Genomic DNA, 13594 nt, shown 5'->3' with positions numbered 1-13594 from the left:
CAAGTCCCAGGAGGACCCAAGTGGCTAAGGCCAAGTTCGAGCGGACCAAGCCGCACGTCAACATCGGCACGATCGGTCACGTCGACCACGGCAAGACGACGCTGACCGCCGCGATCTCGAAGACCCTCGCGGACAAGTACCCGGACCTTCCGGCGAACACGCAGCGCAACTTCGACGAGATCGACGCCGCGCCGGAGGAGAAGCAGCGCGGTATCACGATCAACATCGCGCACATCGAGTACGAGACGCCGAAGCGCCACTACGCGCACGTTGACGCGCCCGGTCACGCCGACTACATCAAGAACATGATCACCGGTGCCGCCCAGATGGACGGCGCGATCCTGGTGGTCGCCGCGACCGACGGTCCGATGGCCCAGACGCGCGAGCACGTGCTGCTCGCCCGCCAGGTTGGCGTGCCCTACCTGCTCGTGGCGCTGAACAAGGCCGACATGGTCGAGGACGAGGAGCTCCTCGAGCTCGTCGAGATGGAGGTCCGCGAGCTGCTGTCGTCGCAGGAGTTCCCCGGCGACGACGTCCCGGTGATCCGGGTCTCCGGCCTCAAGGCCCTCGAGGGTGACCCCGAGTGGACCGAGAAGATCGTCGAGCTGATGGACGCGGTCGACGAGAACGTCCCCGAGCCGCAGCGCGACCTGGACAAGCCGTTCCTGATGCCGATCGAGGACGTCTTCACGATCACGGGTCGTGGCACCGTCGTCACCGGCAAGGTGGAGCGCGGCACGCTCGACATCAACTCCGAGGTCGAGATCGTGGGTATCCGCGAGCCGCAGAAGACCACGGTCACCGGTATCGAGACGTTCCACAAGCAGATGGACCAGGCGCAGGCCGGCGACAACACCGGTCTGCTGCTGCGCGGTACCAAGCGCGAGGACGTCGAGCGTGGCCAGGTCGTCGTGAAGCCGGGTTCGATCACGCCGCACACCAACTTCGAGGCTCAGGTCTACATCCTGGGCAAGGACGAGGGTGGCCGTCACAACCCGTTCTTCTCGAACTACCGCCCGCAGTTCTACTTCCGCACCACGGACGTCACCGGCGTCATCACGCTGCCCGAGGGCACCGAGATGGTCATGCCGGGCGACAACACCGAGATGACGGTCGAGCTGATTCAGCCGATCGCCATGGAAGAGGGCCTCGGCTTCGCCATCCGCGAGGGTGGCCGCACGGTCGGTTCCGGCCGCGTCACCAAGATCCTCAAGTGATCTTGGTCTGACTGCCAGCGAAGGGCCCGGACGCCTCGGCGTCCGGGCCCTTCGTCGTGGGCGTGCCATATCACACCGGCTCCGCTTGGAATTCCGCGGATCTGTGTGGCAGACTTGAGCAGTTGCCTGTTACGGGCGCGCTCTTTCTTGTGTCGAACAGTGTGCGAAGCCGCAGCCACGAAGTTGGCTGGGCGGTCCTCTCCCCAGGAGAGGCTGCGGGGTTTTGCGTCTGAGTTTCGACGCCAGGAATGCACCCCGCGGAGCACACGCCGTCGGTTTTCACCGATGGCGCTGTTCTGAGCAGGCTCGGCAAACGTCGTGGTCCGAGCGAGATATCTCGCAGGAGATCACTTCCCAACGGCCCCGCACCGGGTAGGTGCGTGTGCACGGTTGCGTCGCACAGCGCGACACGCCCGAGCGCGGGGGTCGGACAGTAGCGGTTCGAGAGAGAGAGTCAGACGACGCCATGGCGGGACAGAAGATCCGCATCCGGCTCAAGTCCTACGACCACGAGGTGATCGACAGCTCGGCGCGCAAGATCGTCGACACGGTCACTCGCGCTGGTGCGACGGTCGTGGGCCCGGTGCCGCTGCCGACGGAGAAGAATGTCTTCACCGTCATCCGGTCGCCTCACAAGTACAAGGACAGCCGCGAGCACTTCGAGATGCGTACGCACAAGCGGCTCATCGACATCGTCGACCCGACGCCCAAGGCCGTCGATTCGCTCATGCGTCTCGACCTGCCTGCGGACGTGAACATCGAGATCAAGCTCTGAGGCTGGAGGACATCATCATGACCAACCAGCAGAAGAACGTGACCGCGGTGCTCGGGACGAAGCTCGGCATGACCCAGACCTGGGACGAGGCCGGTCGCCTCGTGCCGGTGACGGTCGTGTCGGTGGGCACGAACGTCGTGACCCAGATCCGTACCGAGGAGGCGGACGGCTACGCCGCCGTCCAGCTCGCGTACGGGCAGATCGACCCTCGCAAGGTCACCAAGCCGATGAAGGGCCACTTCGACAAGGCCGGCGTGACGCCGCGCCGTCACGTGGCCGAGGTGCGCACCGAGAACTCTGCCGAGTTCGCGCTGGGTCAGGAGATCACCGCCGAGGCCTTCGAGGCCGGCGTCGTGGTCGACGTGACCGGCACGACCAAGGGCAAGGGCACCGCGGGTGTCATGAAGCGCCACGGGTTCTCCGGTGTCGGCGCCTCGCACGGCTCGCACCGCAACCACCGCAAGCCCGGTTCGATCGGTGGCGCTTCGACGCCGTCGCGCGTGTTCAAGGGCCTGCGCATGGCCGGTCGGATGGGCAACGCCCGCAAGACCGTCCAGAACCTGACCGTTCACGCGGTCGACGTCGAGAAGGGGCTGCTGCTCGTCAAGGGCGCGGTTCCCGGTAACAAGGGCGGCGTCGTCCTCGTCCGTACCGCCGCGAAGGGAGCGTGACGCCACCATGTCTGCTCAGACCGCACTGTCGGTGGACATCCTCGACGCGAAGGGCGAGAAGTCGGGCACGGCGGAGCTTCCCGCCGACGTCTTCGACGTCGCCGTGAACGTCCCGCTGATCCACCAGGTCGTCGTCGCCCAGCGCGCGGCGGCCCGTCAGGGCACGCACTCCACCAAGACCCGCGGCGAGGTCCGCGGTGGTGGCAGGAAGCCGTACAAGCAGAAGGGCACCGGCCGCGCCCGCCAGGGTTCGACGCGCGCCCCGCAGTTCGCCGGTGGTGGCACCGTCCACGGCCCGCAGCCGCGCTCGTACGACCAGCGCACCCCGAAGAAGATGAAGGCCGCCGCGCTCCGCGGTGCCCTGTCGGACCGTGCCCGTGCGGGCCGCGTCCACGTCGTGGCCGGTTTCGGTGTCGACGGCACGCCGTCCACGAAGAAGGCGCTCGCCTCCCTCAAGTCCCTGACTCCCCGCGAGCACGTGCTCGTCGTGCTGGACCGCTCGGACGAGGTGTCGCGCAAGTCACTGCGCAACGCGCCTGAGGTGCACGTCCTGGTCGCAGACCAGCTGAACACCTACGACGTGCTCATCTCCGACGACGTCGTCTTCACCGAGTCCGCGCTGTCGGCCTTCCTGGCCGGCCCTGCCACGGGCAAGGGCGCGAAGGCCGTCGCCACCGAGTCCGAGGCTGCCGAGGAGGGCTCCAAGTGACCACCGTGCAGAAGGACCCGCGCGACATCCTGATCGCGCCGGTCGTCTCCGAGAAGAGCTACAACCTCCTCGACGAGGGCAAGTACACCTTCATCGTGGACCCGAACGCCAACAAGACCGAGATCAAGATCGCCATCGAGAAGGTCTTCGATGTCAAGGTCGCCTCGGTGAACACGATCAACCGCAAGGGCAAGACGCGGCGCACGCGTTACGGCCTTGGCAAGCGCAAGGACACCAAGCGTGCGATCGTCACCCTCCGTGAGGGGTCGATCGACATCTTCGGCGGGCCGGTCGGCTGAGCCGGACGAGAGCAGATTGAGGACAGGCTTCCATGGGAATCCGTAAGTACAAGCCGACGACGCCGGGGCGCCGCGGCGCAAGCGTCGCCGACTTCGTCGAGATCACGCGCTCGCAGCCGGAGAAGTCGCTGCTCCGCCCGCTGTCCAAGACGGGTGGTCGCAACAACTCCGGCCGCATCACGACGCGTCACAAGGGCGGCGGTCACAAGCGCGCGTACCGCGTCATCGACTTCCGTCGCCACGACAAGGACGGCGTGCCGGCCAAGGTCGCTCACATCGAGTACGACCCGAACCGCACCGCTCGTATCGCGCTGCTGCACTACGCGGACGGCGAGAAGCGCTACATCGTTGCCCCGAACCGACTGAGCCAGGGCGATGTCGTCGAGGCCGGGGCCGGCGCGGACATCAAGCCGGGCAACAACCTGCCGATGCGCAACATCCCGACCGGTACGGTCATCCACGCCGTCGAGCTGCGGCCCGGTGGCGGTGCGAAGATCGCCCGCTCGGCCGGCGCCTCCGTGCAGCTCGTCGCGAAGGACGGCCCGTACGCGCAGCTGCGCATGCCGTCCGGCGAGATCCGGAACGTCGACCTGCGCTGCCGTGCCACGGTCGGCGAGGTCGGCAACGCCGAGCAGTCGAACATCAACTGGGGCAAGGCCGGCCGCAACCGTTGGAAGGGCAAGCGCCCGACCGTCCGCGGTGTGGTCATGAACCCGATCGACCACCCGCACGGTGGTGGTGAGGGCAAGACCTCCGGTGGCCGTCACCCGGTGAGCCCGTGGGGTCAGCCCGAGGGCCGTACCCGCCGCCCGAAGAAGGCGAGCGACAAGCTGATCGTCCGCCGTCGCCGCACCGGCAAGAAGCGCTGATAGGAGCCTGACTGATGCCTCGTAGCCTGAAGAAGGGCCCCTTCGTCGACGACCACCTGCAGAAGAAGGTGGACGCCCAGAACGATAAGGGGACCAAGAACGTCATCAAGACCTGGTCCCGTCGGTCGGTCATCACGCCCGACTTCCTGGGCCACACATTTGCCGTGCACGACGGTCGCAAGCACGTCCCGGTGTTCATCACCGAGGCGATGGTCGGCCACAAGCTCGGCGAGTTCGCCCCCACGCGGACCTTCCGCGGCCACGTGAAGGACGACAAGAAGGGTCGTCGCCGCTGAGCGGAGGGCATTGCCCCTCGTGCAGCGAAGCGACAACCCCGACTGTCTGAGAAAAGGAAGCAGGACAGCAATGGAAGCCAAGGCGCAGGCGCGGTTCGTCCGTGTCACGCCCCAGAAGGCCCGGCGCGTCATCGACCTCATCCGTGGCAAGCAGGCCCAGGAGGCCGTTGCGGTGCTGAAGTTCGCGCCGCAGTCGCCTGCCGAGCCGATCCGGAAGGTCGTCGAGAGCGCCATCGCGAATGCGCGTGTGAAGGCCGACCGGGACAGTGTCCGGTTCGTCGAGGACGAGCTGGTCATCAAGGAGGCGTTCGTGGACGAGGGCCCGACGCTCAAGCGGTTCCGGCCGCGGGCGCAGGGTCGTGCGAACCGGATCCTCAAGCGCACGAGCCACATCACCGTGGTGCTCGCCGACAAGGAAGGGGCCTGACAGTGGGTCAGAAGGTACACCCGCACGGGTACCGCCTGGGCATCACCACCGACCACAAGTCGCGGTGGTTCGCCGACAGCACGAAGCCCGGTCAGCGGTACCGCGACTACGTCCGTGAGGACGTCGCGATCCGCAAGCTGATGAGCACCGGCCTCGAGCGGGCCGGTATCGCGAAGGTCGAGATCGAGCGCACCCGCGACCGCGTCCGCGTGGACATCCACACGGCGCGCCCGGGCATCGTCATCGGGCGCCGCGGCGCCGAGGCCGACCGCATCCGGGGCGAGCTCGAGAAGCTCACGGGCAAGCAGGTTCAGCTCAACATCCTCGAGGTCAAGAACGCCGAGATCGAGGCCCAGCTGGTCGCGCAGGGTATCGCCGAGCAGCTCGCGAGCCGCGTCTCGTTCCGTCGGGCCATGCGCAAGGGCATCCAGTCCGCGCAGCGCGCCGGCGCGAAGGGCATCCGCGTGCAGGTCTCCGGCCGCCTGGGTGGCGCGGAGATGAGCCGTTCGGAGTTCTACCGCGAGGGGCGCGTGCCGCTGCACACGCTTCGCGCGTACATCGACTACGGCTTCTTCGAGGCGCGTACGACCTTCGGCCGCATCGGCGTGAAGGTGTGGATCTACAAGGGCGACACCACCGAGAAGGAGTTCGCCGCGCAGCAGGCCGCTGCCGCGCCCCGTCAGGGTCGTGGCCGGGGTGGCGAGCGTGGCGACCGCCGCGGTGGCCGCCGCAACGAGCGTTCGACCGAGCGCAAGTCCGAGGCCGCTCCTGCCGCTGCTGCGGCGGAGGCTCCGGCGGCGCCGGCCGCAGAGTCCGGAACGGAGGCCTGACCATGCTGATTCCGCGCAAGGTCAAGCACCGCAAGCAGCACCACCCCAAGCGCGGTGGTGCCGCCAAGGGCGGTACGCAGATCGCCTTCGGTGACTTCGGTATCCAGGCTCTTGAGCCGGCCTACGTCACCAACCGCCAGATCGAGGCGGCGCGTATCGCGATGACCCGTCACATCAAGCGTGGCGGAAAGGTCTGGATCAACATCTACCCGGACCGTCCGCTGACCAAGAAGCCCGCCGAGGTCCGCATGGGTTCCGGTAAGGGCTCGCCCGAGTGGTGGGTCGCCAATGTCAAGCCCGGTCGCATCGTTTTCGAGCTGGCCGGTGTCGATGAGGAGCTGGCGCGCGAGGCCATGCGTCGCGCGATGCACAAGCTCCCGATGAAGTGCCGTTTCGTGGTGCGCGAGGGGGGTGCGATCTGATGGCAGTCGGTACGAAGGGCATGCAGCCCGTCGACCTCGACGGTATGGACGACGAGACTCTCGCCGCCAAGCTGAAGGAGTCGAAGGAGGAGCTCTTCAACCTCCGCTTCCAGTCGGCCACGGGTCAGCTGGAGAGTCACGGTCGGCTCAAGGCCGTGCGCCGCGACATCGCGCGGATCTACACGATCCTGCGCGAGCGTGAGCTCGGCATCCGTACGGCTCCGAGCGTGAGTGAGTGAGGCAAGGATGAGCGAGAACACCGAGGTCAAGGCGACCACAGAGCGCAACACGCGCAAGGTGCGCCGCGGCTACGTCGTCAGCGACAAGATGGCCAAGACCATCGTCGTCGAGGTCGAGGACCGCAAGAAGCACCCCCTCTACGGCAAGGTCCTGCGCACCACCACCAAGGTGAAGGCGCACGACGAGGAGAACACCGCCGGTATCGGCGACCTGGTCGAGATCATGGAGACCCGGCCCCTGTCCGCCACCAAGCGGTGGCGGCTGGTGTCGGTCCTGGAGAAGGCCAAGTAACACCTTCGCGAGGCCGTCGGCGGTAGGAGCAGTTCTGCCGCCGGCGTCCACCGAAGGAGCCACACAGTACTTATCCGTTCGGCAAGGCTCACCGTCCCCGGTGAGAACCAGCACGACGCAAGGAGATCACTCAAATGATCCAGCAGGAGTCGCGACTTCGTGTCGCCGACAACACGGGTGCCAAGGAGATCCTGTGCATCCGCGTTCTCGGTGGCTCGGGCCGTCGCTACGCCGGTATCGGCGACACGTTCGTCGCCACCGTCAAGGACGCGATCCCCGGCGGGAACGTCAAGAAGGGCGAGGTCGTCAAGGCCGTCGTCGTCCGCACCGCCAAGGAGCGCCGTCGTCCGGACGGTTCCTACATCAAGTTCGACGAGAACGCCGCCGTCATCCTCAAGAACGACGGCGAGCCTCGTGGCACCCGCATCTTCGGCCCCGTGGGCCGCGAGCTGCGCGACAAGCGTTTCATGAAGATCATCTCGCTGGCTCCGGAGGTGCTCTGACCATGGCGAAGATCAAGAAGGGCGACCAGGTCCTCGTCATCTCGGGCAAGGACAAGGGCAAGACCGGTCGTGTGCTCGAGGTCATCACCGACCGCGACCGCGTCGTCGTCGAGGGCGTCCAGCGCGTCACCAAGCACACCAAGATGGGCCAGTCGCAGCGCGGCACCCGGACGGGTGGTATCGAGACGGTCGAGGCGTCGATCCACGTGAGCAACGTGATGGTCGTCGACCCGGAGACCAAGAAGGGCACCCGCGTCGGGTACCGCCTCGAGGAGGTCGACCGCGACGGCCGCACCAAGACCGTGCGCGTCCGCGTGGCCAAGCGCTCCGGGAAGGACATCGACTGATGAGCGAGACCACGATCGAGGCCCCGGCCCTGCCGCGCCTCAAGCAGAAGTACCGCGAGGAGATCCTCTCGGCGCTGGTCGAGGAGTTCGGCCACAAGAACATCCACCAGGCGGGCGGTCTGAGCAAGATCGTCGTCAACATGGGTGTCGGCGACGCCGCCAAGGACTCGAAGCTGATCGAGGGCGCCATCCGCGACCTGACCGCGATCACCGGTCAGAAGCCGCAGGTCGCTCGCGCGAAGAAGTCGATCGCGCAGTTCAAGCTTCGTGAGGGCATGCCGATCGGCGCGCACACGACGCTCCGCGGTGACCGCATGTGGGAGTTCCTCGACCGCCTGCTGTCGATCGCGCTGCCGCGTATCCGCGACTTCCGCGGCCTGTCGCCGAAGCAGTTCGACGGCAACGGGAACTACACGTTCGGCCTCACGGAGCAGTCGATGTTCCATGAGATCGACCAGGACAAGATCGACCGTGTCCGTGGCATGGACATCACGATCGTGACCACGGCGACGACGGACGACGAGGGCCGGTCCCTCCTGCGCCGTCTCGGCTTCCCCTTCAAGGAGAACTGACATGGCGAAGAAGGCCCTGATCAACAAGGCGAACGCCAAGCCCAAGTTCGCCGTGCGCGCCTACACCCGGTGCCAGCGGTGCGGTCGTCCGCACTCCGTGTACCGCAAGTTCGGCCTGTGCCGGATCTGCTTGCGGGAGATGGCCCACCGCGGCGAGCTCCCCGGCGTCACCAAGAGCAGCTGGTAACAACTACGCCGTAGGTCCGCACCGTGCCAGGCGCGGTGCGGATACCCCGGCGAGGAAGGGCAAGTGCCCGATGACTATGACCGACCCGATCGCAGACATGCTGACCCGTCTGCGGAACGCGAACTCGGCTCACCACGACATGGTCTCCATGCCGTCGTCGAAGCTGAAGTCGAACATCGCGAAGATCCTCCAGGCCGAGGGCTACATCACGAGCTGGAACGTCGAGGACGCCCAGGTGGGCAAGACCCTCACGCTCCAGCTGAAGTACGGCCAGAACCGCGAGCGTGCCCTCTCGGGCGTGCGCCGCGTGTCGAAGCCCGGCCTGCGTGTCTACGCGAAGTCCACCAACCTGCCCAAGGTCCTGGGTGGCCTCGGCGTGGCGATCCTGTCCACGTCCTCCGGCCTCCTGACGGACCGGCAGGCCGAGTCCAAGGGCGTCGGCGGCGAAGTGCTCGCCTACGTCTGGTAATCGGAAGGGAGAAAGAAGCATGTCTCGTATCGGCAAGCTCCCCGTTCCGGTCCCGGCCGGCGTGGACGTCACCATCAGTGGTGCGCTCGTGACCGTCAAGGGCCCGAAGGGGACCCTGGACCACACGGTCGCCGCACCCATCACTGTCGCTCTGGACGACGGCGCCCTGACGGTGTCCCGCCCGGACGACGAGCGGCTCTCCAAGTCGCTGCACGGCCTCACCCGCACGCTGATCGCGAACATGATCACCGGCGTCACGAACGGCTACGAGAAGAAGCTGGAGATCGTGGGCACGGGTTATCGCGTGCTGGCGAAGGGCTCCAACCTCGAGTTCGCGCTCGGCTTCTCGCACCCGGTCGTCGTGGAGGCGCCCGAGGGCATCACGTTCAAGGTCGAGGGCGCGAACAAGTTCTCCGTCTCCGGCATCGACAAGCAGCAGGTCGGCGAGGTCGCGGCGAACATCCGCAAGATCCGCAAGCCCGAGCCCTACAAGGGCAAGGGTGTGCGCTACGCCGACGAGCACGTCCGGCGCAAGGTCGGAAAGGCTGGTAAGTGACGATGGCCATCAAGATTCTTGGCAAGGGCAAGGCTGTTGCCCGCAAGCGCCGTCACGCGCGCGCTCGCAAGAAGGTCACCGGCACCGCCGTCCGGCCCCGCCTGGTCGTGACCCGCTCCTCGCGGCACATGGTCGCCCAGGTCGTGGACGACACCGTCGGCAAGACCGTCGTGTCGGCCTCCACGCTCGAGGCGGACCTGCGCTCGTTCGACGGTGACAAGACGGCCAAGGCACGCAAGGTCGGCGAGCTGGTCGCCGAGCGCGCCAAGGCCGCCGGCGTCGAGACCGTGGTGTTCGACCGCGGTGGCAACAAGTACCACGGTCGGGTGGCGGCAGTCGCCGACGGGGCTCGCGAAGGCGGGCTGACCCTGTGACGACCGACGCACGGAAGAAGAGGACTCTCTGATGGCTGCAGGGCAGCGCAGCGGCGCCCCCCAGGGTGCCGCCAACGGGAACGAGAAGAAGAACGACGGCCGTCGTTCGGGCCGCCGTGACGACCGCCGCGGTGGCGGCCGGGGCGAGGACAAGAGCGCCTTCGTCGAGCGCGTGGTGACCATCAACCGTGTCGCCAAGGTCGTCAAGGGCGGTCGCCGCTTCAGCTTCACCGCGCTCGTCGTGGTGGGCGACGGCGACGGCACTGTCGGTGTCGGCTACGGCAAGGCCAAGGAGGTGCCCTCGGCGATCGCCAAGGGCGTCGAGGAGGCGAAGAAGAACTTCTTCCGCGTCCCTCGCATCCAGGGCACCATCCCGCACCCCATCCAGGGTGAGGCCGCCGCCGGTGTCGTGTTCCTCCGTCCGGCCTCGCCGGGTACCGGTGTGATCGCCGGTGGTCCGGTGCGCGCCGTGCTGGAGTGCGCCGGCATCCACGACGTGCTGAGCAAGTCGCTCGGTTCGTCGAACGCGATCAACATCGTGCACGCCACGGTCGCGGCGCTCCGCGGGCTCGAGCAGCCCGAGGCCGTCGCCGCGCGTCGCGGTCTGCCGCTGGAAGACGTGGCCCCCGCCGCGCTCCTCCGGGCCCAGGCTGCCGGCATCGCGGCGGCCGCCGAGGCGAAGGCAGGTGCGTGATGGCTCGACTGAAGGTCACCCAGGTGAAGTCCACCATCGGTGGCAAGTTCAAGCAGCGTGAGACGCTGCGGACCCTCGGCCTCAAGCGGATCGGCGACACCGCCGTGAAGGAGGACCGTCCGGAGGTTCGCGGCATGGTCAAGACGGTGTCGCACCTTGTCACCGTCGAGGAGGTCGAGTGATCATGGCGGACAGCAAGCCGCTGAAGGTCCACCACCTTCGTCCGGCCCCGGGCGCCAAGACCGCCAAGACCCGTGTGGGTCGTGGTGAGGCGTCGAAGGGTAAGACGGCGGGCCGTGGTACCAAGGGCACGAAGGCCCGTTACCAGGTTCCGGCGGGCTTCGAGGGCGGGCAGGTTCCCCTGCAGATGCGCCTTCCGAAGCTTCGGGGCTTCAAGAACCCGTTCCGCGTCGAGTACCAGGTCGTGAACCTGGACAAGCTCTCCGAGCTGTACCCCGCCGGTGGCTCCGTCACCGTCGAGGACCTCGTCGCCAAGGGCGCGGTTCGCAAGAACCAGCCGGTGAAGGTTCTCGGGAACGGTGACGTCACCGTCAAGCTCGAGATCGCGGTCGACCGCGTCTCGGCGTCGGCCAAGGAGAAGATCCTGGCGGCCGGCGGCTCGGTGGCCGAGCCCACCGAGGACTGAGCAGGCCGTACACGGGGCCGGCAGCGCACTCGCGCGGCCGGTCCCGTGTCGTCTACCAGGGCTGATGACGGCGCTACGCGCGCGTCCCGTGGTGGTGTCGCGCGGAAAGTCGGGCAGACTGGGCAGATGCGTGGTCCGAAGTACCCCGCAGGCAACGTAGAATCCGACAGGTCCCGCACGTCGACGGAGAACGGCGGTGGGCGACGACGACATCTCGCCGGAGAGATCCGGCGACACGAGACCCCGCGCACGCGGGCCAGGAGGACAGGGTGCTCAGCGCATTCGGCCGGGCTTTCCGGACGCCAGACCTGCGGCGCAAGCTGCTGTTCACGATTGCGATCATGGCGCTGTTCCGCGTCGGGTCGTTCATCCCCACCCCAGGCGTGAACTACGCGAACGTCCAGCAGTGTATCGAGGGGCAGCAGAACGACTCGCTGCTCGGGCTGATCAATGTGTTCAGCGGCGGCGCGCTCCTGCAGCTGTCCGTGTTCGCGCTGGGGATCATGCCGTACATCACGGCGAGCATCATCGTCCAGCTGCTGCGTGTGGTGATCCCCCGGTTCGAGGCTCTGCACAAGGAGGGCCAGTCGGGGCAGTCGAAGCTGACGCAGTACACCCGCTACCTGACGATCGCACTGGCGATCCTGCAGTCCACGACGGTCATCACGACGGCTCGCCAGGGTCTGCTGCTGCGGTGCGATCTCCCGATCATCGCCGACGACACGGTGCTCACGTCCATCCTCATGGTCATCACCATGACCGCCGGTACCGGCCTGGTCATGTGGCTCGGCGAGCTCATCACCGAGCGCGGCGTCGGCAACGGCATGTCCCTGCTGATCTTCACGTCCATCGCGGCGAGCTTCCCCACGGCGCTCTGGTCGATCGCGGGTGGCGCCAACGGCGTCGTGAACTTCGCGATCATGATCATCGTCATCGTCCTGGTGGTCGGCCTGGTCGTGTTCGTCGAGCAGTCGCAGCGCCGCATCCCGGTGCAGTACGCGAAGCGCATGGTGGGACGCCGCATGTACGGCGGAACCAGCACGTACATCCCGATCAAGATCAACATGGCCGGCGTCATCCCCGTGATCTTCGCGGCGTCCATCCTCGCGCTGCCGGGTCTGATCGCCCAGTTCGGGGACCAGCAGGCCGAGTGGGTCATCTGGATCTCGAACAACCTGGTCCAGCCGTCCGAGCCGCTGTACATCGCGCTCTACACGCTGATGATCATCTTCTTCTGCTTCTTCTACACGTCGATCACGTTCAACCCGGACGAGGTCGCGGACAACATGAAGAAGTACGGCGGCTTCATCCCGGGTATCCGGGCGGGCCGGCCCACCGCGGAGTACCTCGACTTCGTGATCACCCGGATCACCTCCGCGGGTTCCCTGTACCTCGCGCTGGTCGCGCTGATCCCGACGCTGGTGCTCGTCTTCCTGGGCGTCACCACCAACCTGCCGTTCGGCGGCAGCTCGATCCTCATCGTGGTCGGCGTCGGGCTCGAGACGGTCAAGCAGATCGACTCCCAGCTCCAGCAGCGTCACTACGAAGGATTCCTCCGTTGAGCCAGACTCCCACCACCTCTCGCAGCGACCTGCACGTCCACGAGGGTCCGGAGGGGCGTATCACACGCCTCGTCATCATGGGCCCGCAGGGCGTCGGCAAGGGCACGCAGGCTGCCCGGCTCGCCGAGACGTTCGGCATCGTGGCGATCTCCACCGGCGACATCTTCCGCGCGAACATCAAGGGCGACACCGAGCTGGGCCGCACGGTCAAGGCGTACTCCGAGAAGGGTGAGCTCGTCCCGGACGAGGTCACGAACGCCATGGTGCGGGACCGGCTCGGTCAGGGCGACGTCGTGGGGGGTTTCCTGCTCGACGGATATCCCCGCAACGCGGCTCAGGTGGCCGAGCTCGACGTCATCCTGTCGGACCTCGGATGGGAGCTTGACGGCGTCATCCAGCTGACCGCGGACCGGGACGAACTCATGGCGCGACTGGCGAAGCGTGCCGAGGAGGAGGGGCGCACCGACGACACCCCCGAGACGATCCGGAAGCGCCTCGAGATCTACGACGCCGAGACCGCACCGCTCACGGCCGCGTACGCGGAGCGTGGGCTGCTGGCCGAGGTGGACGGTGTGGGCGACATCCCCGAGGTCACGGACCGCATCGTGACGTCGCTCGCCGCGCAGCTGGGCTGAACG

At 67.1% G+C, this 13594-nt stretch carries 24 protein-coding genes; all 24 read left to right on the top strand.

Annotation, left to right across the window (positions count from 1 at the left end; translation table 11 throughout):
* Nucleotides 1-20: 20 nt before the first annotated feature.
* A complete protein-coding gene (gene tuf, locus HGK34_RS03605; RefSeq protein WP_201845210.1) occupies nucleotides 21-1217 on the top strand; it encodes an elongation factor Tu in 1197 nt (398 codons plus the stop codon).
* A gap of 466 nt (nucleotides 1218-1683) precedes the next feature.
* Nucleotides 1684-1992, top strand: coding sequence for a 30S ribosomal protein S10 (gene rpsJ, locus HGK34_RS03600; protein ID WP_043498203.1), 309 nt, complete (start codon nucleotides 1684-1686; stop codon nucleotides 1990-1992).
* Nucleotides 1993-2009: 17 nt separating this feature from the next.
* The gene (gene rplC / locus HGK34_RS03595; RefSeq protein ID WP_201845209.1) at nucleotides 2010-2663 is read left to right on the top strand and encodes a 50S ribosomal protein L3; all 654 of its coding nucleotides are present in this window, start codon (nucleotides 2010-2012) and stop codon (nucleotides 2661-2663) included.
* 7 nt (nucleotides 2664-2670) lie between these two features.
* Nucleotides 2671-3372, top strand: coding sequence for a 50S ribosomal protein L4 (gene rplD / locus HGK34_RS03590; RefSeq protein WP_201845208.1), 702 nt, complete (start codon nucleotides 2671-2673; stop codon nucleotides 3370-3372).
* Nucleotides 3369-3671: a 50S ribosomal protein L23 gene (gene rplW, locus HGK34_RS03585; RefSeq protein ID WP_201845207.1), complete on the top strand. Its 303-nt coding sequence runs from the start codon at nucleotides 3369-3371 to the stop codon at nucleotides 3669-3671. Before rplD ends, rplW begins: the two co-directional genes overlap by 4 nt.
* Before the next feature lie 32 nt (nucleotides 3672-3703).
* Nucleotides 3704-4540, top strand: coding sequence for a 50S ribosomal protein L2 (gene rplB, locus HGK34_RS03580; protein WP_201845206.1), 837 nt, complete (start codon nucleotides 3704-3706; stop codon nucleotides 4538-4540).
* Between the two features lie 14 nt (nucleotides 4541-4554).
* Complete coding sequence (gene rpsS, locus HGK34_RS03575; protein ID WP_201845205.1) at nucleotides 4555-4836, top strand: 30S ribosomal protein S19; 282 nt, start codon at nucleotides 4555-4557, stop codon at nucleotides 4834-4836.
* Between the two features lie 70 nt (nucleotides 4837-4906).
* Entirely contained in the window at nucleotides 4907-5263 is a 357-nt protein-coding gene (rplV, locus tag HGK34_RS03570) for a 50S ribosomal protein L22 (RefSeq protein ID WP_201845204.1), read from the top strand.
* 2 nt (nucleotides 5264-5265) lie between these two features.
* On the top strand, nucleotides 5266-6093 hold the full coding sequence (rpsC, locus tag HGK34_RS03565; protein ID WP_201845203.1) for a 30S ribosomal protein S3: 828 nt from the start codon (nucleotides 5266-5268) through the stop codon (nucleotides 6091-6093).
* Nucleotides 6094-6095: 2 nt separating this feature from the next.
* Nucleotides 6096-6515 (top strand): 50S ribosomal protein L16, encoded by a 420-nt coding sequence (gene rplP / locus HGK34_RS03560; protein ID WP_123815730.1) that lies wholly within the window; start codon nucleotides 6096-6098, stop codon nucleotides 6513-6515.
* A complete protein-coding gene (rpmC, locus tag HGK34_RS03555) occupies nucleotides 6515-6754 on the top strand; it encodes a 50S ribosomal protein L29 (protein ID WP_201845202.1) in 240 nt (79 codons plus the stop codon). The genes rplP and rpmC overlap by 1 nt, the downstream gene beginning before the upstream one ends.
* A gap of 7 nt (nucleotides 6755-6761) precedes the next feature.
* Nucleotides 6762-7046: a 30S ribosomal protein S17 gene (rpsQ, locus tag HGK34_RS03550; protein ID WP_123815728.1), complete on the top strand. Its 285-nt coding sequence runs from the start codon at nucleotides 6762-6764 to the stop codon at nucleotides 7044-7046.
* 134 nt (nucleotides 7047-7180) lie between these two features.
* The gene (rplN, locus tag HGK34_RS03545; protein ID WP_123815727.1) at nucleotides 7181-7549 is read left to right on the top strand and encodes a 50S ribosomal protein L14; all 369 of its coding nucleotides are present in this window, start codon (nucleotides 7181-7183) and stop codon (nucleotides 7547-7549) included.
* 2 nt (nucleotides 7550-7551) lie between these two features.
* Entirely contained in the window at nucleotides 7552-7896 is a 345-nt protein-coding gene (rplX, locus tag HGK34_RS03540; RefSeq protein ID WP_201845201.1) for a 50S ribosomal protein L24, read from the top strand.
* On the top strand, nucleotides 7896-8468 hold the full coding sequence (gene rplE / locus HGK34_RS03535; protein ID WP_280517835.1) for a 50S ribosomal protein L5: 573 nt from the start codon (nucleotides 7896-7898) through the stop codon (nucleotides 8466-8468). The genes rplX and rplE overlap by 1 nt, the downstream gene beginning before the upstream one ends.
* A gap of 1 nt (nucleotide 8469) precedes the next feature.
* Nucleotides 8470-8655, top strand: a complete 186-nt coding sequence (locus tag HGK34_RS03530; protein ID WP_013837851.1) for a type Z 30S ribosomal protein S14 — start codon at nucleotides 8470-8472, stop codon at nucleotides 8653-8655.
* 70 nt (nucleotides 8656-8725) lie between these two features.
* A complete protein-coding gene (rpsH, locus tag HGK34_RS03525) occupies nucleotides 8726-9124 on the top strand; it encodes a 30S ribosomal protein S8 (RefSeq protein WP_201845200.1) in 399 nt (132 codons plus the stop codon).
* A gap of 19 nt (nucleotides 9125-9143) precedes the next feature.
* Nucleotides 9144-9680: a 50S ribosomal protein L6 gene (rplF, locus tag HGK34_RS03520; protein WP_201845199.1), complete on the top strand. Its 537-nt coding sequence runs from the start codon at nucleotides 9144-9146 to the stop codon at nucleotides 9678-9680.
* A 2-nt stretch (nucleotides 9681-9682) separates the two neighbouring features.
* Nucleotides 9683-10054, top strand: coding sequence for a 50S ribosomal protein L18 (gene rplR / locus HGK34_RS03515; RefSeq protein ID WP_192860892.1), 372 nt, complete (start codon nucleotides 9683-9685; stop codon nucleotides 10052-10054).
* A 31-nt stretch (nucleotides 10055-10085) separates the two neighbouring features.
* A complete protein-coding gene (gene rpsE, locus HGK34_RS03510; RefSeq protein WP_201845198.1) occupies nucleotides 10086-10748 on the top strand; it encodes a 30S ribosomal protein S5 in 663 nt (220 codons plus the stop codon).
* Nucleotides 10748-10930: a 50S ribosomal protein L30 gene (gene rpmD, locus HGK34_RS03505; RefSeq protein ID WP_201845197.1), complete on the top strand. Its 183-nt coding sequence runs from the start codon at nucleotides 10748-10750 to the stop codon at nucleotides 10928-10930. Before rpsE ends, rpmD begins: the two co-directional genes overlap by 1 nt.
* A gap of 2 nt (nucleotides 10931-10932) precedes the next feature.
* Nucleotides 10933-11394, top strand: a complete 462-nt coding sequence (gene rplO, locus HGK34_RS03500; protein WP_210771931.1) for a 50S ribosomal protein L15 — start codon at nucleotides 10933-10935, stop codon at nucleotides 11392-11394.
* Between the two features lie 269 nt (nucleotides 11395-11663).
* Nucleotides 11664-12956: a preprotein translocase subunit SecY gene (secY, locus tag HGK34_RS03495; protein ID WP_201845196.1), complete on the top strand. Its 1293-nt coding sequence runs from the start codon at nucleotides 11664-11666 to the stop codon at nucleotides 12954-12956.
* Between the two features lie 77 nt (nucleotides 12957-13033).
* Nucleotides 13034-13591, top strand: coding sequence for an adenylate kinase (locus tag HGK34_RS03490; RefSeq protein ID WP_201845306.1), 558 nt, complete (start codon nucleotides 13034-13036; stop codon nucleotides 13589-13591).
* The last annotated feature ends 3 nt before the right edge of the window (nucleotides 13592-13594 follow it).

Source organism: Myceligenerans indicum (genome assembly GCF_016742955.1).
In the GTDB taxonomy this organism is placed as follows: domain Bacteria; phylum Actinomycetota; class Actinomycetes; order Actinomycetales; family Cellulomonadaceae; genus Myceligenerans; species Myceligenerans indicum.
This window is presented reverse-complemented; position numbering and strand designations above follow the sequence as displayed.